Below are 16,454 nucleotides of genomic sequence, written 5' to 3'. Positions count from 1 at the left end.
CTTATTGCCCGCGCAGGAAGAGCTTGTCCAGGTCGGACACCGACCACTGGATCCAGGTGGGACGGCCGTGGTTGCACTGGTCGGCGCGTTCGGTGGCTTCCATCTGACGCAGCAGGCCGTTCATCTCTTCGATGGTGAGCTTGCGGTTGGCGCGCACCGAGCCGTGGCAGGCCATGGTGGACAGCAGTTCGTTGCGCTGTTCCGTCAGCAGGCGCGAAACGCCCACGGCGCCAAGGTCGCGCAATACGGCGCGGGCCAGCGTCTCGATGTCGCCGCGGGCCAGGATCGCCGGCACGGAGCGCACGGCGATCGAGGTCGGTCCGGACGGACGCATTTCGAAGCCGAGTTCGTTCAATTGCTCTTCGAATTCCTCGACCAGCGCCACGTCCTTTTCCTGGGCATGAAACACCACGGGCACCAGCAGGTCCTGGCGCGGCAGGCTGCGCGCGTCCAGGGCCTGCTTGAGCTGTTCGTAGACCACCCGTTCATGGGCGGCATGCATGTCCACCAGCACGATGCCGCGGCGGGTCTGCGCCAGGATGTAGATGCCGTGCAGCTGCGCCAGCGCCATGCCCAGCGGATGTTCCTCGTCCGCGGGCAGGGCCGCGGCGGGTGCTGGCGCGGGTTCGCGCAGCGGCGCCGTCTTGGCGGCCGTATCGTCATCGAGCGGACGGTAGAGCGATTGCCAGTCGGCGGCCGGGATGCCGGCGGGTTCGGCGTGCAGGCGGAACGGGACCTGGGTATGGGGGCGCTGCGGCGCGGGCGAGGGGCGCAAGCCGTAGGAGGGTGATGCGTTGCCGCCGCTGTAGCCGGGTCGGGGCGTATCCGCCACTGGCCGCGAGCTGGCGGCAGGCGCATAGGGCGTGGCCTGCGGGGTGGCGCCGGTCGTGGCGGCGGGGCGGGCCACGGTTTCAAAGCCCGCGTCGTCCGCGTCATCGGCTTGCGCAGCCGGCGTCACCGCCGACGCGCCGCCGGTCTGCGCCAGCGTCTGGCCGACCGCATGCGAGACGAAGCGATGCACCGCGCCGCTGTCGCGGAAGCGGACCTCGTGCTTGGCCGGATGCACGTTCACGTCCACGGCGGCCGGATCGATGTCCAGGAACAGCACGTAGGCGGGCTGGCGGTCGCCATGCAGCACGTCGGCGTAGGCGGCGCGCAGGGCGTGGCTGACGGTGCGGTCGCGCACGTAGCGGCCGTTCACGTAGAGATACTGGCGGTCCGCGCGGGCGCGGGCCGCGGTGGGGCGGGTGATCATGCCCGCCAGGCTGACCGTGCCGACGGAGTGCGACAGCAGCAGGCCGTGTTCGGCGAATTCCGCGCCCAGCACGTCGCGGATGCGCTGCGGCGGCTCGGCGGGCAGCCATTGGCGCTGCGCGCGGTCATGATGGAACAGACGGAAGGCGATCTGCGGATGCGCCAGCGCGATGCGCTCCATGGCGTCGACGCAATGGCCGAATTCGGTGGCCTCGGAGCGCAGGAACTTGCGGCGGGCCGGCACGGCGTCGAACAGCTGGCGCACGTCCACCGTGGTGCCCGGAGGACCCGATGCGGGGCTGACCTGCATGCTGCCGGCGTCGATCTGCCAGGCGTGCTCGCCGTCGCGGGTGCGGGAAATGATGGTGACCTGGGCCACGGAGGCGATGGAGGCCAGGGCTTCGCCGCGGAATCCCATGGACGCCACCGACTCCAGCTCGTTCAAGGAGCGGATCTTGCTGGTGGCGTGGCGCGCCAGCGCCAGCGGCAGTTCCTCGGGCGGGATGCCGCCGCCGTCATCGGTCACGGCGATGCGGCGTATGCCGCCGCCTTCCAGGCGCACTTCGATGGCGCGTCCGCCCGCGTCGATGGCGTTTTCAAGGATTTCCTTGAGCACGGACGCCGGCCGCTCGATCACCTCGCCGGCGGCGATCTGGCTGATCAGCAGGTCGGGAAGCGCAAGAATGGAGCGGCGTTCGGTCATGTGGCTGGCGTTCAGGTATGGCTATGTGGATGATTTTAGCGTCATGGGCGGGTGGGCTATAGTCGCGGACTGATATCCCATTTCGCCGGCAGGGTTGCTTCAATGCTCGAATTTTTCAATATGGTGCTCCACATCGACAAGACGCTCGGCGTCTGGGTCGCGCAATATGGCATGTGGGTGTACCTGGTGCTGTTCCTGATTGTTTTCGCGGAGACGGGGCTGGTCGTGCTGCCGTTCCTGCCGGGGGATTCGCTGCTGTTCATCGCGGGCGCGTTCGGCGCCACCGGACACATCGACCCGTTCCTGATGGGCGGACTGCTGATCGTCGCGGCCATCACCGGCAATACGCTGAACTACGCCATCGGACGCTACATCGGGCCGCGCGTGTTTTCGATGAACCTGCGCTTTTTGGACCGTGGCGCGTTGATGCGCACGCACGCGTTCTACGAAAAGCATGGCGGCAAGACCATCGTGATGTCGCGCTTCATCCCGGTCGTGCGCACCTTCGCGCCGTTTGTCGCGGGCGTGGCCGACATGCCGCTGTCCCGCTTCCAGCTGTTCAACATCCTGGGCGCGCTGCTGTGGGTGGTGAGCCTGGTGGCCGCGGGCTACTTCTTCGGCAACATTCCGCTGGTGCGCGAACACCTGAACACCATCGTGCTGCTGGGCCTGGCCGCGGCCATCGTGCCGGTGATCGGGGCAGGGGTGTTCAAGTTGATCAAGGCCAGGCGCGGCGCCTGAGATGGGCGCGGCGCGAGGCGCCGCATCCGCGCGAGGCAAATGAAAAGGGCGTTGCGCCGTGAAGCGCAACGCCCTTTTTTCATGCGGCGGCAGCCGTGGCCGTCAGCTCACGTCGCCCAGCCGCGCCAGCGGCGGGTTGGCGGTGAAGTAGCGCTGGATGCCCGTCATCATGGCCTGCGCCAGCTTGTCCTGGTGCGAGGTGCTGCGCAGCAGGGCCTCTTCCTGGGGGTTGCTGATGAAGGCGGTTTCGACCAGCACCGAAGGAATGTCCGGCGCCTTCAGGACCGCGAAGCCGGCCTGTTCGACGCTGTTCTTGTGCAGGCGGTTGATCTTCTTGATTTCATCCAGGAAGGCATTGCCGACCTTCAACGAATCGTTGATCTGCGCGGTGGTGGACAGGTCCAGCAGCACCTTGGCCACCTGGCGGTCGTGGCTGCCGAGGTTGACGCCGCCGATCAGGTCGGCCGCGTTTTCCTTGTCCGCCATCCAGCGCGCCTGGGCGCTGGTGGCCCCGCGTTGCGACAACGCGAACACCGACGAGCCGTTGGCCGAGGGTTTGACCCAGGCGTCCGCGTGGATCGAGATGAACAGGTCCGCATGCACGCGGCGCGCCTTCTGCACGCGCACATGCAGGGGCACGAAGTAGTCGTCGTCGCGCGTGAGGTAGGCGCGCATGTAGGGCTGGCTGTCGATCAGCGCCTTCAGGCGCCGGGCGATGCGCAGCACCACGTCTTTCTCGCGCAGGCCGCTGCTGCCGATGGCGCCCGGGTCCTCGCCGCCATGGCCGGGGTCCAGCGCGATGGTGAGCATGCGCTGCTTGCCGCGGCTGGCGGTGGCGGGCGGGGGCTTGGGCGCGGTGGGCAGCGGAGGCGCCGGCTGCTGGCCGCGCACGCGCGGCGGCTCGGGCGGATCGGCGCGGGTCACCGGATTGCGCTGGATGTCTTCCAGGATGCGCGCCAGCGGGTCGTCCACGTCGGGGCCGCTTTGCTTGTTCAGGATCGCGATCAGCGGATCCTGGGCGATCTTCGGATACAGGTCCAGCACCAGGCGGTACTGGTAGTCGGCCACGGGCTTGAGCGTGAACACCTGGGGCGCCACGGGCTGCTTCAGGTCGAACACCAGGCGCACCACGTTGGGGCGGTTCTGCGCCACCCGCAGGCTCTGGATGTAGGGATCGTCCGGACGGACCTTGGAAACCAGGTCGTTGAGGGCCGCGCTGATGGTCAGTCCCTCGATGTCCACCACCAGGCGGTGGGGGTTTTCAAGTGTGAACTGTTCAGCCTTGAGCTCGCTGTCGAGCTCCAGCGTGACGCGGGTGTATTCGTCGGCCGGCCAGGTGCGGACGGCCAGGATGGTCGCCGCCTGCGCCAGGCGCGGCAGGACCGGCAGGACGAGCAGAGTAGCGGCGACGCTAATCAGGCGGCGCCGGGTGGCGCCTGCCGAGGGGAGGGCGCCGACTGGGGCGGGGGGACAATCGCGTTCAACCATGTTTGTCCTCGAGCGGTGTACGCGGTCAGGGTGGCGTCGCGTCCGTCGCCTGCATAGGCTAGGGAAATCAGCAGGTCGGGAGGGGGCAAAAGGCCCCCGGCCCGCTCCGGCCATTCGATCAAAACGACCGCGTCGTCACGCAGTAAATCCCGGAATCCTGCGTCCAACCATTCTCGCGTATCACTAAATCTATAAAAATCAAGGTGATAGAAGTATAAGTTAGAAACTTTATAGGATTCAAGCAGCGCGTAGCTGGGACTTTTGATCCGTCCCGTGATGCCGCATTCCCGCAACAGGGCCCGAGTGAAGGCGGTTTTCCCCGCGCCCAGGTCTCCCCGGAGGTGGATATGTCCCCCTGCCGGACCGGCCTGCCCGCCGGAAACCAGGGGAGCGAGCTGCCGCGCCAGCGATTCCGTGGCGGCTTCGTCGGGCAGGTGCAAGGTCAGGCTGCAAAGAGGGGCGGACATGGCGCGGGGCGAGTGGTAAAAACGATGGAGGGAGCACGGATGTTTGCGCAATTATAGGAATGCGGGTTTCTGCTAACCTAGAACTGATTGTCATTCTCAACATTCTCGTGACTGGCGCGCCGCCGCCAGCCGCAATCGACGTCGCCACGGAGTAGCACGCGCCATGAAGACCCGCATTGAAAAAGACACGTTTGGTCCCATCGAAGTCCCGGAAGATCACCTCTGGGGCGCCCAGACCCAGCGTTCGCTGCATTTTTTCGCGATTTCCACCGAAAAGATGCCGGTCCCGCTGGTCGAAGCGATGGCGCGGCTCAAGCGCGCGGCCGCCAAGGTCAATGCCGATCTGGGCGAACTGGATCCGAAGATCGCCGACGGCATCGTCCGCGCCGCCGATGAGGTGATCGCCGGCAAGTGGCCCAACGAATTCCCGCTGTCGGTCTGGCAAACCGGCTCCGGCACCCAAAGCAACATGAACATGAACGAGGTGCTGGCCAACCGCGCCTCGGAACTGCTGGGCGGCGTGCGCGGCGAAGAGCGCAAGGTCCACCCGAACGATCACGTCAATCGCGGGCAGTCGTCCAACGACACGTTCCCGACCGCCATGCACGTGGCGGCCGCGGTGCAGGTTGAGCATCATCTGCTGCCCTCGCTGAAGGCGCTGCGCGCCACGCTGGCGGCCAAGAGCGCCGAGTTCTACGACATCGTCAAGATCGGCCGCACCCACCTGCAGGACGCCACGCCGCTGACCCTGGGCCAGGAGCTGTCGGGCTATGTGGCCCAGCTGGACCTGTCCGAGCAGCAGATCCGCGCCACCTTGCCGGGCCTGCACCAGCTGGCCATCGGCGGCACCGCGGTGGGCACGGGCCTGAATGCGCACCCGCAGTTCAGCGCCAAGGTTTCCGCCGAACTGGCGCATGCCAGCGGCACCGCCTTCGTGTCGGCGCCCAACAAGTTCCAGGGCCTGGCCTCGCACGAAGCGCTGCTGTTCGCGCACGGCGCGCTGAAGTCGCTGGCGGCCGGCCTGATGAAGATCGCCAACGACGTGCGCTGGCTGTCCAGCGGTCCGCGTTCGGGCCTGGGCGAAATCAGCATCCCCGAGAACGAGCCGGGCAGCTCCATCATGCCGGGCAAGGTCAATCCGACGCAATGCGAGGCCATCACGATGCTGGCCGCGCAGGTGCTGGGCAACGACGTGGCCATCAATATCGGCGGCGCCAGCGGCAATTTCGAACTCAATGTGTTCAAGCCGCTGGTGATCCATAACTTCCTGCAATCGGTGCGCCTCTTGACCGATGGCATGGCCAGCTTCAACGAGCATTGCGCCGCCGGCATCGAGCCCAACCTCGAGCGCATCGCCGAATTGGTCGACCGGTCCTTGATGCTGGTGACGGCGCTGAATCCGCACATCGGCTACGACAAGGCCGCGCAGATCGCCAAGAAGGCGCACAAGGAAGGCCTGTCGCTGAAGGAGTCGGCGTTGGCGCTGGGCTACGTGACCGAGGCGCAGTTCGCCGAATGGGTGGTGCCGGCCTCCATGACCAACGCGCACAAGTCCTCGTAGGAAGACTGCCGCTCGCATGAAAAAAGACCGCCGCGGCGGTCTTTTTTCGTTGGCGGCGCAGCGTCTCTCAGGCCGCGCCGGTGAGCATCAGCCACAGCGGAATCGTCAGCGCCGAAAGCAGCGTGCCCAGCGAGATCAGCACCGCCACCATGCGGCCGTCGCCGCCCATGCGCATGGCCAGTACGTAGGCCGCCGAGGCGGTGGGCAGGGCTGCGAACAGCAGCAGCATGCGCGATTCCAGCGGCGGCAGCGCCAGCAGATGCGCGACCAGCAAGGCCACCGCAGGCAGCGCCACCAGCTTGACCGCAAGCATCCAGGCGATCAGCGCGCCATGGCCCTTGCCGCCTTCCCAGGCCAGGCTGGCGCCCACGCAGATGATGCCCAGCGCAAGGGCCGCCGCGCCCAGACGCGCCAACACCGTGTCCAGCGGCCCGGGCAGGTGCACGCCGGCCAGATTGCAGGCCAGGCCGGCCAGCGTCGAAATGACCAGCGGATTGCGGGCCAGTTCGCGCAGCAGGTTGCCGCCGCTGTGGCGGGCCAGGCCGTAGACCGCGGCCATGTTGGCCATGGGCACGGCGAAGCCGACGATCAGCGCCATGACCGTCTGGCCCTGCGCGCCGCCCAGGCTGGCCGACAAGGCCAGGCCTAGATAGGTATTGAAGCGGTAGCCGCATTGCGCGGACGAGGCCAGGCTCAGCGACGAAGGTCGCAGCACCCAGCGCGCCAGCCAGGTCAGCGCGACGCCGGCCGCGATGACGGCCGCGCTGGCCTGCAGCAGCATGGCGGCGTTGCCGGCGGTGATGGGGGTGCGCAGGATGGACTGGAACAGCAGCGCGGGCAGCAGGACGAAGTAGACCAGGCGTTCGGTGCCGGCGAAGAATTCGCGCGAGAAATTCAATTTGTGATGCAGCGCCCAGCCCAGTGCGACCAGCATGAAATCAGGGAAAACCAGAAGGGCGACCGACATGTGCGAGTACGTATTTGATGCGCGTCAGACGGGGATCGCTGCGCTATGCGTCTGTAAGTATTTGCTGCTATTCTCCGTCATTCTGGCGGGCGCGTGTGCCACAAGCAACGTATAAAAGCAGTGCTCACCCTGCGCACAGAGCATGCGCCCACCACCGTTAATTGCGGACCTGCCCACAGGCAGGCGCATCACACAACGGTCCGTACACACACGGGCTCGCATATTGGAGGAAACACACCTATGAATAAAGTCCGCTCCCTGGCCGTGGCCATCGCCCTGGCCACCGGCGCTGCCGGCACCCTTGGCGCCTCCGCCGCTCACGCTGCCGACAAGTACCCGAGCAAGCCGATCCGCGTCATCGTTCCGTTCGCGCCCGGCGGTTCCACCGACATCATCGCGCGCCTGGTGACGCAGCGCATGAGCCAGGAACTGGGCCAGCCCATGGTTGTGGAAAACAAGGGCGGCGCCGGCGGCGCCATCGGCGCATCCGAAGCCGCGCGCGCCGATGCCGACGGCTACACGCTGTCCATCGCCACCGTGTCGACCATGGCCGTGAACCCGGCCTGCCGCCCCAACGACCTGCCCTACGATCCGATCAAGGACTTCCAGCCGGTCACCAACTTCGCCAACACCGCCAACGTGGTGGCCGTGAACCCGAAGTTCCCCGCCAAGGACTTCAAGGGCTTCCTGGAAGAGCTGAAGAAGAACCCGGGCAAGTACTCGTACGGCAGCTCGGGCACCTGCGGCGTGCTGCACCTGATGGGCGAATCGTTCAAGATGGCTACGGGCACGGACATCGTGCACGTGCCGTACAAGGGGTCGGGCCCGGCCGTGGCTGACGCCGTCGGCGGCCAGATCGAAATCCTGTTCGACAACCTGCCGTCGTCGATGCCGCAGATCCAGGCGGGCAAGCTGCGCGCCATGGCCATCGCGTGGCCGACCAACATCGAAGCCATCAAGGACGTGCCGACCTTCAAGGACGCCGGTTTCCCGGTGCTGAACCAGCCGGTCTGGTACGGCCTGCTGGCTCCCAAGGGCACGCCGATGGAAGTCGTGAACAAGCTGCGCGACGCTGCCGTCGTGGCCCTGAAGGACCCCAAGGTCATCAAGGCGCTGGACGACCAGGGCTCGGCGCCGTCGGGCAACACGCCGGAAGAATTCGCCAAGGAAATCAAAGAGCAGTATGACTGGGCGAAGGACGTCGTGAAGAAGCAGAACATCAAGCTGGACTGATGCCGCGCGGGGCGGGCGCTGCCTGCCCCGTCTGCAAGCCATGACGGGCGCCTTCGGGCGCCCGTCTTTTTTTGCGCGGGCCGCTCAGGCCGTGGCGTCGAGTCCGGCCTGCAGCGCTTCGCAAGCGGCGCGCAGGCGTTCGATGAAGTCCCGGTGCAGCGCCGACAGCGGGTCCTGGTTGCGCACCATGATGCTGATCGGCACGCGCAGGGCGGGGTCCAGCCGGCGCAGGTTCATGCCGGGGCGCAGCATCGCCTGCGCGGTGATCGCGTCGACGATGGCGTCGCCGCAACCCGCGTCGACCAGGGCACAGGCCACGTAATGCGTCTGCACCTGGATCGCCACCTGCGGATCCAGGCCCTGCGCATCCAGCGCCATCTGCAGCAGGGCGCCGGAGGCGTCGGCGGCGTCCAGCACGATCAATGTATCGCCCGCCATGGCGGTCAGATCCGCCAGCGGCAGCGGGCCCGAGCCATCCTTGCGGCTCAGGTGCACCAGTTCCGTGTGCCCCAGTCCCATGCGGGTCAGGCCCGGATAGTCATTGGTGTCGAAGGTGATGGCCAGGTCCAGCTCGCGCGTCAGCAGCCCCTGCACGAGTTCGGTGCTGTGATGCGTGTGGATGTCGAAGGTGATGCCGGGCTGCGCCGCGCGGCTGTCGCGCACCACGCCGGGCAGCAGTCCCAGGCCCAGCGCCGGTGCGCAGCCCAGGCGCAGGTGGCCGTTGGGATGGTCGCGCAGGCTGGCGGCCAGCCTGCGCACGCTGTTGAGGTCCTGGTTCAGGCGCGCGACCTCGGGCGTGAGGATCTCGGCCTCGCGGGTGGCGACCAGCCGGCCCTTCACGCGCTCGAACAGCTTGAAGCCCAGTTGCGCCTCGGCATGCGCCAAGAGCTTGCTGGCCGCGGGCTGCGAGATATGCAGCGCGGCCGCGGCCTCGGTCAGGGATCCGGTACGGCGGATCGCTTCGAAAATCTCGATGTGGCGCAAACGCATGGCACGGTGGGGGACGGTGGGCGGAAACCGCGATTCTAAGCCGGATGCGGCCCGCGTCGCGACAGACGCCGGCGCCTTGACTATCATGAACCCCTGCCGGAAAGCCGGCGCCCACCGGAGCCTCCCCATGCGCGCACCCCGACATGCCGTCGCCCTCATGCTTGCCGCCGCGCTCGCGGCCATGCCTGCTGCGTGGGCGCGCACGCCACAGGCCGTCGAGGACCTGAACCCCGAGGCCGCCAGCGGCACGCAGACGCGCCAGTTGGTGCGGGCGCCGCATTTCATGATGGCATCGGCCAATCCGTTGGCGACTCAGGCCGGCGACGAGATGCTGCGCCGGGGCGGCAGCGCGGTGGATGCCGCCATCGCTACCCAACTGGTGCTGAACCTGGTGGAGCCGCAATCGTCCGGCATAGGCGGCGGCGCCTTCATGGTGGTGTATTCGGCCAAGAGCGGGCGCATCCAGACCTACGACAGCCGCGAGACGGCGCCCGCCGCGGCCCAGCCGCAGCGTTTCCTGGATCCGGACGGCAAGCCCGTGCCTTTCGCCCGCGCGGTGAACAGCGGCCTGGCGGTGGGCGTGCCGGGCCTGCTGCGCGGCTTGGAACTGGCGCACAAGGAGCAGGGCGCGCTGCCCTGGGCCGATCTGTTCCAGCCCGCGATCCGGCTGGCCGAGCAGGGTTTCGCCGTGTCGCCCCGTCTGCACAAGCTGTTGGCCGGCAACAAGGAGCTGCGCGCGCAAGCCGCGGCCGCGGCCTATTTCTATGCGCCGGACGGCGCGCCGTGGCCGGTGGGCCATGTGCTGAAGAACCCCGAATTCGCGCGCACGCTGCGCGCGGTGGCGCAGCAAGGCGCCACCGCGTTCTACCAGGGCGACATCGCCCGGGACATCGTCGCCGCGGTGCGCGGCCATGCCGTGCCCGGCGACCTGACGCTGGCCGACCTGGCAGGCTATCGCGCCAAGACGCGCGATCCCGTCTGCGGCGCCTATCGCGGCTACCAGCTATGCGGCATGGGGCCGCCCAGCAGCGGCCCGATCGCGGTGTTGCAGATGCTGGGCGAACTGGAGCAGTTTCCCCTGCCCATCTTTGCACCTGGCAGCGTGGAAGCGGTGCATTACTTCTCCGAAGCGGGCCGGCTGGCGTTCGCCGACCGCGATTTTTATGTGGCCGATCCGGACTTCGTGCAGGTGCCGGTGCGCGCCATGCTGGACCCCGCCTATCTGCGCGCGCGCGGCGCCCTGATCCAGCCGGACCGCAGCATGAAGGTGGCGCTGCCCGGCGATCCGGAAGGCAAGCTGCTGTCGCTGGGCAAGGACGACGCGCTGGCGTTGCCCTCGACCAGCCATCTGGTGGCGGTGGACGCGCAGGGCAATGCCTTGAGCATGACGACCACCATCGAAAACGAATTCGGCAGCAAGATCTTCGTGCGCGGCTTCCTGCTGAACAACGAGATGACGGATTTCTCCTCGTCCTACAAGGATCCCGAGGGCCGCCTCGTCGCCAATCGCATCGAACCGGGCAAGCGCCCGCGCAGCTCGATGGCGCCGATGATCGTGCTGCGCGACGGCAAGCCTTATCTGCTGGTGGGGTCGCCGGGCGGCAGCGCCATCATCAACTACGTGGCCAAGACCATCGTGGGCGTGCTGGACTGGGGCCTGGACATCCAGGCGGCCATCGACCTGCCGAACATGGGCAGCCGCAACAAGGAGACCGAACTGGAGAAGGGCACCGCGCTGGAGGCGCTGGCGCCTGAGCTCGAGCGCATGGGGCACCCGGTGCGGATACTCGAATTCCCCAGCGGCATCCACGGCATCGTGATCGATGGCGGTGGCCTGCAGGGCGGCGCCGACCCGCGCCGAGAAGGCGTCGCCCAAGGCGGCTGAGGCCGCGCAGGGCTACTTGCCGGTGTCGGCGGAACGCAGATCCGGAGGCAGCTTGCGCAGCGTCGCGGGGGTGCGCGACAGCTTGATCGGCGAGCCCACTCCACGGTAGTCGCCCTGCTCCAGCACCATGCCGCGATGACGGGTGTGCGGATGCGCCAGCGCCTGGTCCACGCTCTGTACGGCGGCCGCGGGCACGCCTCGGCGCAGCAGGCGGTCGGCCAGCGCGGCGGCCTCATGGCCCGCCAGCAGCGCGGCCAGGTCGTCGCGCAAGGCCTGGCGGTTGCGCAGGCGGTCGGCGTTGGTGGCGTAACGCGTGTCCTCGGCCAGCGCCGGCGCGTCCAGCGTCTGCGCCAGTTGCGCGAACTGGCGATTGTTGCCGACCGCCAGGAAGATCGGGCCGCTGGCGGTGGGCAGCGTTTCGTAGGGCGCGATGTTCGGGTGCGCGTTGCCGCTGCGCGCGGGCACCTTGCCGCTGTAGAAGTAGTTGGGCGCGTGCGGATGCAGCAGCGACAGGGCGCAGTCGTACAGCGTGATGTCCAGGAATTGTCCCAGGCCGCTGCGGGTACGCTCATTGAGCGCCAGCAGGATGGCCACGGCCGCGTTCAGGCCGGTCACCATGTCCACCACCGGCAGGCCGACGCGGGTGGCTTCGCCGTCCGCGTCGCCGTTCACGCTCATCAGGCCGCACATGGCCTGGGCGCAGGCGTCGTAGCCGGGCAGGCCGCCCAGCGGGCCGTCCGCGCCGAAGCCGCTGACCCGGCAATGGATCAGCGCGGGGAAGTCGCGGCTCAGCGCGTCGTAGCCCAAGCCCCATTTTTCCAGTGTGCCGGGCTTGAAGTTCTCCACCAGCACGTCGGCATCGGCCAGCAGATGGCGCAGCAGTTCCTGCCCCGCCGCCTGCGACAGGTCCAGCGTCATGCCGTCCTTGTTGCGGTTGACGCCGATGAAGTAGGACGCCGTATCGCCCAGGAAGGGCGGCCCCCAGCCGCGCGTCTCGTCGCCGCCGGGAGGCTCGATCTTCAGCACGTCGGCGCCGTGGTCGGCCAGGATCTGCGTGCAATAGGGGCCGCCCAGCACGCGCGACAGGTCTATCACTTTGCAGCCGGCGAGCGCGCCGGCGTTGGGCAGGGTTGCAGCCATGTGGGGTCCGTTCAGTCGATGGAAACGTGGGCGCTCTTGATGAGGTCGCGCCATTTAGGCACTTCGGCCGAGATGAAGGTCGCCAGGCCCTGCGGCGTCTGGTCCCGGGCTTCGACGATGCCTTGGCTGCGCAGCGTCTGCGCGACCTCGGGATCGGACAGCGCGGTCTTGAAGGCGCGGTTCAGCGTGTCCACCACATCGGCCGGCGTGCCCTTGGGCGCGACGATGCCGAAGAACACGCTGACGTCATAACCCTTGAGTCCCTGCTCGGAGAGCGTGGCCAGGTCAGGCAGCGCATCCGAGCGCTGGGCGCTGGCCAGGCCGATGGCGCGCAGCTTGCCCGCCTTGATGTAGGGCAGCGCGGTGAGGATGTCGGTGAACGACATCGACACCTGCCCGCCCAGCAGGTCGTTGAGCGCCGGACCCGTGCCCTTGTAGGGGATGTGCATGATCTGGGTGCCGGCCATGTTGTTGAAGAGGATGCCGGCCAGGTGCGACGAGGCGCCGTTGCCCGACGAGGCGTAGCTCAGTTTGTCCGGATTCTTCTTGGCGTAGGCGATGAGTTCCTGCGCATTGCTGGCGGGCACCGACGGGTTGACCACCAGGATATTGGGCAGGTGGCCGATCCGGATGATGGGCGCGAAGCTGGTCTCGGGGTCGTAGCCCTGCTTCTTGTACAGGCTGACGTTGATCGCCAGCGGACCGGAAGTGCCGAACAGCAGGGTGTAGCCGTCGGGCTTGGCCGTCGCCACGTATTCCGAACCGATGTTGCCGCCGGCGCCGGCGCGGTTTTCGACGATGACGTTCTGGTTCAGCGGCTGCCGCAGCTTGTCGGCCAGCCTGCGCGCCAGGGCGTCGGTGGGACCGCCGGGCGGGAAGGGCACGATCAGCGTCACGGGCCGGGCCGAGGGATAGGCGTCCGCGGCCAGCGCGGGCGCGGCGGGGGCGATGGCCGTGGCGGCCGCCAGCAGCAAGGGGGCGAGGGTTCGGTTCATGCTTGTCTCCAGTGGTTGCGCGCCGGCTGTGCCGCCGGCGTCGGTGCTTACAGCGCGTACTGCAGGATGGCCCGGCACGCCGCGCTTTCGTCGGCCGGGATGGCATAGGGATCGCGCGGACCCAGGCGATGCTGCAGCACCTGGTCGGCCAGTAGCGCGCGGCTTTCCAGGCCGGGTTCGGTGGCTTCCCAGCGCAGGGCGGCCATGGATACCGCGTGGTACAGCAGCGAGGCCGCCTGGCGCGCCAGTTCGGGGCGGTCGGCCTGCGCGGCGTGTTCGGCCAGCGCATAGGTCTGTTCCAGCGCGCGCGCCTGCATCTCGGCCAGTTCGGGCGGGCAGGGGCGGCCCGCGGCCAGCAGGCCGTCGATATGGCTGCGCAGCGCCGGCAGCGAGTTTTCCCGCGTGATGGCGCGCAGCACGTCCAGCGCCACGATGTTGCTGGTGCCTTCCCAGATGGAACCCAGGTGGGCGTCGCGCACCAGCCGCGGTTCGGTCCATTCCTCGATATAGCCGCAGCCGCCGCGTACTTCCATGGCGTCTCCGGTCACCTTGCGCGCATCGCGGCAGGCGCGGAACTTGATCAGCGGCGTGAGGATGCGCGCCAGCGCCGGATCGGCCGCGCCCTGGTCCGCGCCGGCCAGCGCGCGCGCGGTCTGGAACATCACGCTGCGGGCCTGTTCGGCCCAGACCGTCATCTTGACCAGCTGGCGCTGCATCAGCGGCATGTCGATCAGGCGTTTGCCGAAGGCGTGGCGGTGCTGCGAGACATAGACCGCCTCGGTCACGGCGCGGCGCATCAGGCCGGCGGCGCGCATGCCGTTGGACAGGCGCGAGTTGTTGATCATGTCGGCCATGTGCTTGAAGCCGCGGCCGCGCTCGCCCACCAGCCAGGCCACCGCGCCTTCCAGGCGGATTTCGCCGCTGGCCATGGAGCGCGTGCCCAGCTTGTCCTTCAGGCGCAGGATGCGGTAGTGGTTGTGCGTGCCGTCGGCCAGGTCGCGCGGCAGCAGGAACAGCGATACGCCCTTCAGGCCGGGCTGCGATTCGCTGCGCGCCAGCACCATGGCGTAGCCCGCGTCCGGATTGGAGCAGAACCATTTGTCGCCGTGGATGAGCCAGGTGCCGTCATCCTGCGCGGTGGCGGTGACTTCGGTGGCGCTGACGTCCGAGCCCGCGCCCTGTTCGGTCATGAACATGGCGCCCTGGCGCAGCGCGTCGAAATCCTGCGAGGTCACCTCGGGCAGCACCCGCTCGACCAGTGCCGGGTCGCCAAACTTGCGCAGCGTGCGCGCCAGCGAGTCCGTCATGCTGACCGGGCAGCACAGCCCGAACTCCGCCTGCACGAACAGATGGCTGAGCGCGTACTTGGCGGCCGCGGGCATGGGCTCGGGCCAGCCCAGCACGCCGCCCCGGTGCGACAGGGCGGCCAGGCCGAATTCGCTGTAGGCCAGGCGCTCCAGTTCGACATAGGCCGGATGCTTGTCGATGCGCGATTCGTCGGTGCCGGCGCGGCTGCGCACGGACAGCGTCGGCGGGTGCTTGTCGGCGGTGGCGGCCAGTTCGTCCATGACGCCGCCCGCCAGCGCGCCCAGGCGCTCCAGGTGGGGCAGCAGGTGGACGTGCAGCGCGGGCGGCAGGTAGCGCCGGCTCAGCGCCTCGGCATAGGGGTCCGCGCTGAACAGGTTCTGCCCGCGCGAATCCGGAACGGGGGTGGCGGCGGGGGGCGCGGTCTTGACGGGGGTATCCATGGCGGCATCCTGCTGAAGACGGGAACGATGCCTGTGATGGTGCTTGCATGGATTAATCTATACAAATACTGTTTGTGTGTAGAACAATCCAAAAAAAGTATGGATTGCAGTCCCAGGGGAGACAGATGGACCTGGATCCGCGCCTGTTGCGCTATTTCATCGCCGTGGCCGAAGAGCGCCATTTCAGCCGCGCGGCCACGCGGCTGCACATTTCCCAGCCGCCGCTCAGCTACGCCATCCGGCAGCTGGAGGACAACGTCGGCGCGCGCCTGCTGACGCGCACCAGCCGCCACGTCGAACTGACCGACGCCGGCCAGGTGCTGTACCGCGAAGCCCTGACGCTGCTGCGCCAGGCGGAAGAGGTGCGTACGCTGGTGCAGCGGGTGGATGCGGGCCTGCGCGGGCGGCTGCGCATCGGCTTCGTGGGCTCCATGCTGTACCGCGGCCTGCCGGCGCTGCTCAGCGCCATGCGCGCCGAGCTGCCGGACGTGGAACACGTGCTGACCGAACTGAACTCGCACGACCAGATCGAGGCCGTGCGCCGCGGCGAGCAGGATCTGGGCTTCATCCACGCCAATCCGGTGCCCAACGGCGTGCTGGCGCGCGACCTGATGGCCGAGCCTTTCGTGGTGTGCCTGCCGCAGGCGCATCCACTGGCCGGCCGCGACTCGCTGCGGCTGGCGGAGCTGGCGGCGGATGATTTCGTCTTCTTCGCCCGGGCCGCTTCGCCCAGCTATTACGAGACGGTGCTCTCCATGTGCGTGGCCGCGGGCTTCATGCCTGTGATCCGGCACGAGGTCCGGCATTGGTTGAGCGTGGCGTCGCTGGTGTCGCAGGGGCTGGGCGTGTCCATCGTGCCGGCCTGCCTGTCGCGCAGCGGGCTGGCGGGGACGCGTTTCATCGCCTTCGAGCACGCGGCCCGCTCGGTCAGCCAGATGATCTGGCGCGAGGCCGAGCGTACGCCGCTGCAGGAAAAAGCGGTGGAAATGGCGGCGCGGCATGGCTGGGAGTCCCCGGAAACCTCGCGAAATCCGCCATCCGGGTAGGCAGAACCTGCCCGAAGGCTTATCGTTAGCGGTATCCCCGCGCCGTCAGTCCGGCGGCCAGGGAGGGAACCGTTTGCATACGAACGCGAATTCCGGGTTTTAGCCATGTCCTACCGTCTAGTCCTGCCGCTCACGCGCCGCAGGCGTTTCATCACCAGGCTGCGCCATTGCGGCCCTCCGGCGAAGTACTGAACCCCACTGCAGGGTGTTTCGGTTGCACTTCTCCGGAGTCTTAC

13 protein-coding genes are annotated in these 16,454 nt (G+C 68.0%); 5 read left to right on the top strand and 8 right to left on the bottom strand.

Annotation, left to right across the window (positions count from 1 at the left end; all coding sequences use genetic code 11):
* Nucleotide 1: 1 nt before the first annotated feature.
* Nucleotides 2-1,957 carry a DNA mismatch repair endonuclease MutL gene (gene mutL, locus BRO63_RS03230; RefSeq protein ID WP_088138503.1) on the bottom strand — a complete coding sequence of 652 codons (1,956 nt, stop codon included), beginning with the start codon at nucleotides 1,955-1,957 and terminating at the stop codon, nucleotides 2-4.
* 102 nt (nucleotides 1,958-2,059) lie between these two features.
* Here mutL and BRO63_RS03225 point away from each other — a divergent pair, with 102 nt between their 5' ends.
* On the top strand, nucleotides 2,060-2,698 hold the full coding sequence (locus tag BRO63_RS03225; protein WP_088138502.1) for a VTT domain-containing protein: 639 nt from the start codon (nucleotides 2,060-2,062) through the stop codon (nucleotides 2,696-2,698).
* 102 nt (nucleotides 2,699-2,800) lie between these two features.
* Here BRO63_RS03225 and BRO63_RS03220 read toward each other — a convergent pair whose 3' ends face one another.
* Both BRO63_RS03220 and tsaE read right to left on the bottom strand, forming a co-directional pair.
* Nucleotides 2,801-4,186: an N-acetylmuramoyl-L-alanine amidase gene (locus BRO63_RS03220; protein ID WP_143218525.1), complete on the bottom strand. Its 1,386-nt coding sequence runs from the start codon at nucleotides 4,184-4,186 to the stop codon at nucleotides 2,801-2,803.
* A complete protein-coding gene (gene tsaE / locus BRO63_RS03215) occupies nucleotides 4,114-4,653 on the bottom strand; it encodes a tRNA (adenosine(37)-N6)-threonylcarbamoyltransferase complex ATPase subunit type 1 TsaE (RefSeq protein WP_088138501.1) in 540 nt (179 codons plus the stop codon). Before tsaE ends, BRO63_RS03220 begins: the two co-directional genes overlap by 73 nt.
* 163 nt (nucleotides 4,654-4,816) lie before the next feature.
* On the opposite strand from tsaE, the gene fumC reads away from it, so the two are divergent.
* Entirely contained in the window at nucleotides 4,817-6,214 is a 1,398-nt protein-coding gene (gene fumC, locus BRO63_RS03210) for a class II fumarate hydratase (protein ID WP_088138500.1), read from the top strand.
* A 67-nt stretch (nucleotides 6,215-6,281) separates the two neighbouring features.
* On the opposite strand, the gene BRO63_RS03205 is transcribed toward fumC, so the two are convergent.
* Nucleotides 6,282-7,181, bottom strand: a complete 900-nt coding sequence (locus BRO63_RS03205) for an AEC family transporter (protein ID WP_088138499.1) — start codon at nucleotides 7,179-7,181, stop codon at nucleotides 6,282-6,284.
* Nucleotides 7,182-7,421: 240 nt separating this feature from the next.
* On the opposite strand from BRO63_RS03205, the gene BRO63_RS03200 reads away from it, so the two are divergent.
* Nucleotides 7,422-8,414 (top strand): tripartite tricarboxylate transporter substrate binding protein BugE, encoded by a 993-nt coding sequence (locus BRO63_RS03200; RefSeq protein WP_088138498.1) that lies wholly within the window; start codon nucleotides 7,422-7,424, stop codon nucleotides 8,412-8,414.
* An 84-nt stretch (nucleotides 8,415-8,498) separates the two neighbouring features.
* Here BRO63_RS03200 and BRO63_RS03195 read toward each other — a convergent pair whose 3' ends face one another.
* Nucleotides 8,499-9,404, bottom strand: a complete 906-nt coding sequence (locus tag BRO63_RS03195; protein ID WP_088138497.1) for a LysR family transcriptional regulator — start codon at nucleotides 9,402-9,404, stop codon at nucleotides 8,499-8,501.
* Nucleotides 9,405-9,531: 127 nt separating this feature from the next.
* On the opposite strand from BRO63_RS03195, the gene ggt reads away from it, so the two are divergent.
* On the top strand, nucleotides 9,532-11,289 hold the full coding sequence (ggt, locus tag BRO63_RS03190; protein WP_088138496.1) for a gamma-glutamyltransferase: 1,758 nt from the start codon (nucleotides 9,532-9,534) through the stop codon (nucleotides 11,287-11,289).
* 12 nt (nucleotides 11,290-11,301) lie between these two features.
* Here ggt and BRO63_RS03185 read toward each other — a convergent pair whose 3' ends face one another.
* The 3 genes from BRO63_RS03185 to BRO63_RS03175 are packed head-to-tail and all read right to left on the bottom strand — an operon-like array spanning nucleotide 11,302 to nucleotide 15,172.
* The gene (locus BRO63_RS03185) at nucleotides 11,302-12,429 is read right to left on the bottom strand and encodes a CaiB/BaiF CoA transferase family protein (RefSeq protein WP_088138495.1); all 1,128 of its coding nucleotides are present in this window, start codon (nucleotides 12,427-12,429) and stop codon (nucleotides 11,302-11,304) included.
* 11 nt (nucleotides 12,430-12,440) lie between these two features.
* Entirely contained in the window at nucleotides 12,441-13,424 is a 984-nt protein-coding gene (locus BRO63_RS03180; RefSeq protein ID WP_088138494.1) for a Bug family tripartite tricarboxylate transporter substrate binding protein, read from the bottom strand.
* A 47-nt stretch (nucleotides 13,425-13,471) separates the two neighbouring features.
* On the bottom strand, nucleotides 13,472-15,172 hold the full coding sequence (locus tag BRO63_RS03175; protein ID WP_088138493.1) for an acyl-CoA dehydrogenase family protein: 1,701 nt from the start codon (nucleotides 15,170-15,172) through the stop codon (nucleotides 13,472-13,474).
* Nucleotides 15,173-15,297: 125 nt separating this feature from the next.
* Here BRO63_RS03175 and BRO63_RS03170 point away from each other — a divergent pair, with 125 nt between their 5' ends.
* Nucleotides 15,298-16,218: a LysR family transcriptional regulator gene (locus BRO63_RS03170; protein WP_088138492.1), complete on the top strand. Its 921-nt coding sequence runs from the start codon at nucleotides 15,298-15,300 to the stop codon at nucleotides 16,216-16,218.
* The last annotated feature ends 236 nt before the right edge of the window (nucleotides 16,219-16,454 follow it).

Origin of the sequence: Achromobacter xylosoxidans (genome assembly GCF_002192695.1) — a bacterium.
GTDB lineage: Bacteria > Pseudomonadota > Gammaproteobacteria > Burkholderiales > Burkholderiaceae_B > Achromobacter > Achromobacter xylosoxidans_C.
Note: the sequence above shows the minus strand (reverse complement) of the source record. Positions and strands in the feature narration are given on the sequence as shown.

What these genes read in the sequence shown, in the direction of transcription:
- mutL (WP_088138503.1), bottom strand. Translation starts at nt 1,957, where the DNA reads ATGACCGAACGCCGCTCCATTCTTGCGCTTCCCGACCTGCTGATCAGC.
- BRO63_RS03225 (WP_088138502.1), top strand. Translation starts at nt 2,060, where the DNA reads ATGCTCGAATTTTTCAATATGGTGCTCCACATCGACAAGACGCTCGGC.
- BRO63_RS03220 (WP_143218525.1), bottom strand. Translation starts at nt 4,186, where the DNA reads ATGGTTGAACGCGATTGTCCCCCCGCCCCAGTCGGCGCCCTCCCCTCG.
- tsaE (WP_088138501.1), bottom strand. Translation starts at nt 4,653, where the DNA reads ATGTCCGCCCCTCTTTGCAGCCTGACCTTGCACCTGCCCGACGAAGCC.
- fumC (WP_088138500.1), top strand. Translation starts at nt 4,817, where the DNA reads ATGAAGACCCGCATTGAAAAAGACACGTTTGGTCCCATCGAAGTCCCG.
- BRO63_RS03205 (WP_088138499.1), bottom strand. Translation starts at nt 7,181, where the DNA reads ATGTCGGTCGCCCTTCTGGTTTTCCCTGATTTCATGCTGGTCGCACTG.
- BRO63_RS03200 (WP_088138498.1), top strand. Translation starts at nt 7,422, where the DNA reads ATGAATAAAGTCCGCTCCCTGGCCGTGGCCATCGCCCTGGCCACCGGC.
- BRO63_RS03195 (WP_088138497.1), bottom strand. Translation starts at nt 9,404, where the DNA reads ATGCGTTTGCGCCACATCGAGATTTTCGAAGCGATCCGCCGTACCGGA.
- ggt (WP_088138496.1), top strand. Translation starts at nt 9,532, where the DNA reads ATGCGCGCACCCCGACATGCCGTCGCCCTCATGCTTGCCGCCGCGCTC.
- BRO63_RS03185 (WP_088138495.1), bottom strand. Translation starts at nt 12,429, where the DNA reads ATGGCTGCAACCCTGCCCAACGCCGGCGCGCTCGCCGGCTGCAAAGTG.
- BRO63_RS03180 (WP_088138494.1), bottom strand. Translation starts at nt 13,424, where the DNA reads ATGAACCGAACCCTCGCCCCCTTGCTGCTGGCGGCCGCCACGGCCATC.
- BRO63_RS03175 (WP_088138493.1), bottom strand. Translation starts at nt 15,172, where the DNA reads ATGGATACCCCCGTCAAGACCGCGCCCCCCGCCGCCACCCCCGTTCCG.
- BRO63_RS03170 (WP_088138492.1), top strand. Translation starts at nt 15,298, where the DNA reads ATGGACCTGGATCCGCGCCTGTTGCGCTATTTCATCGCCGTGGCCGAA.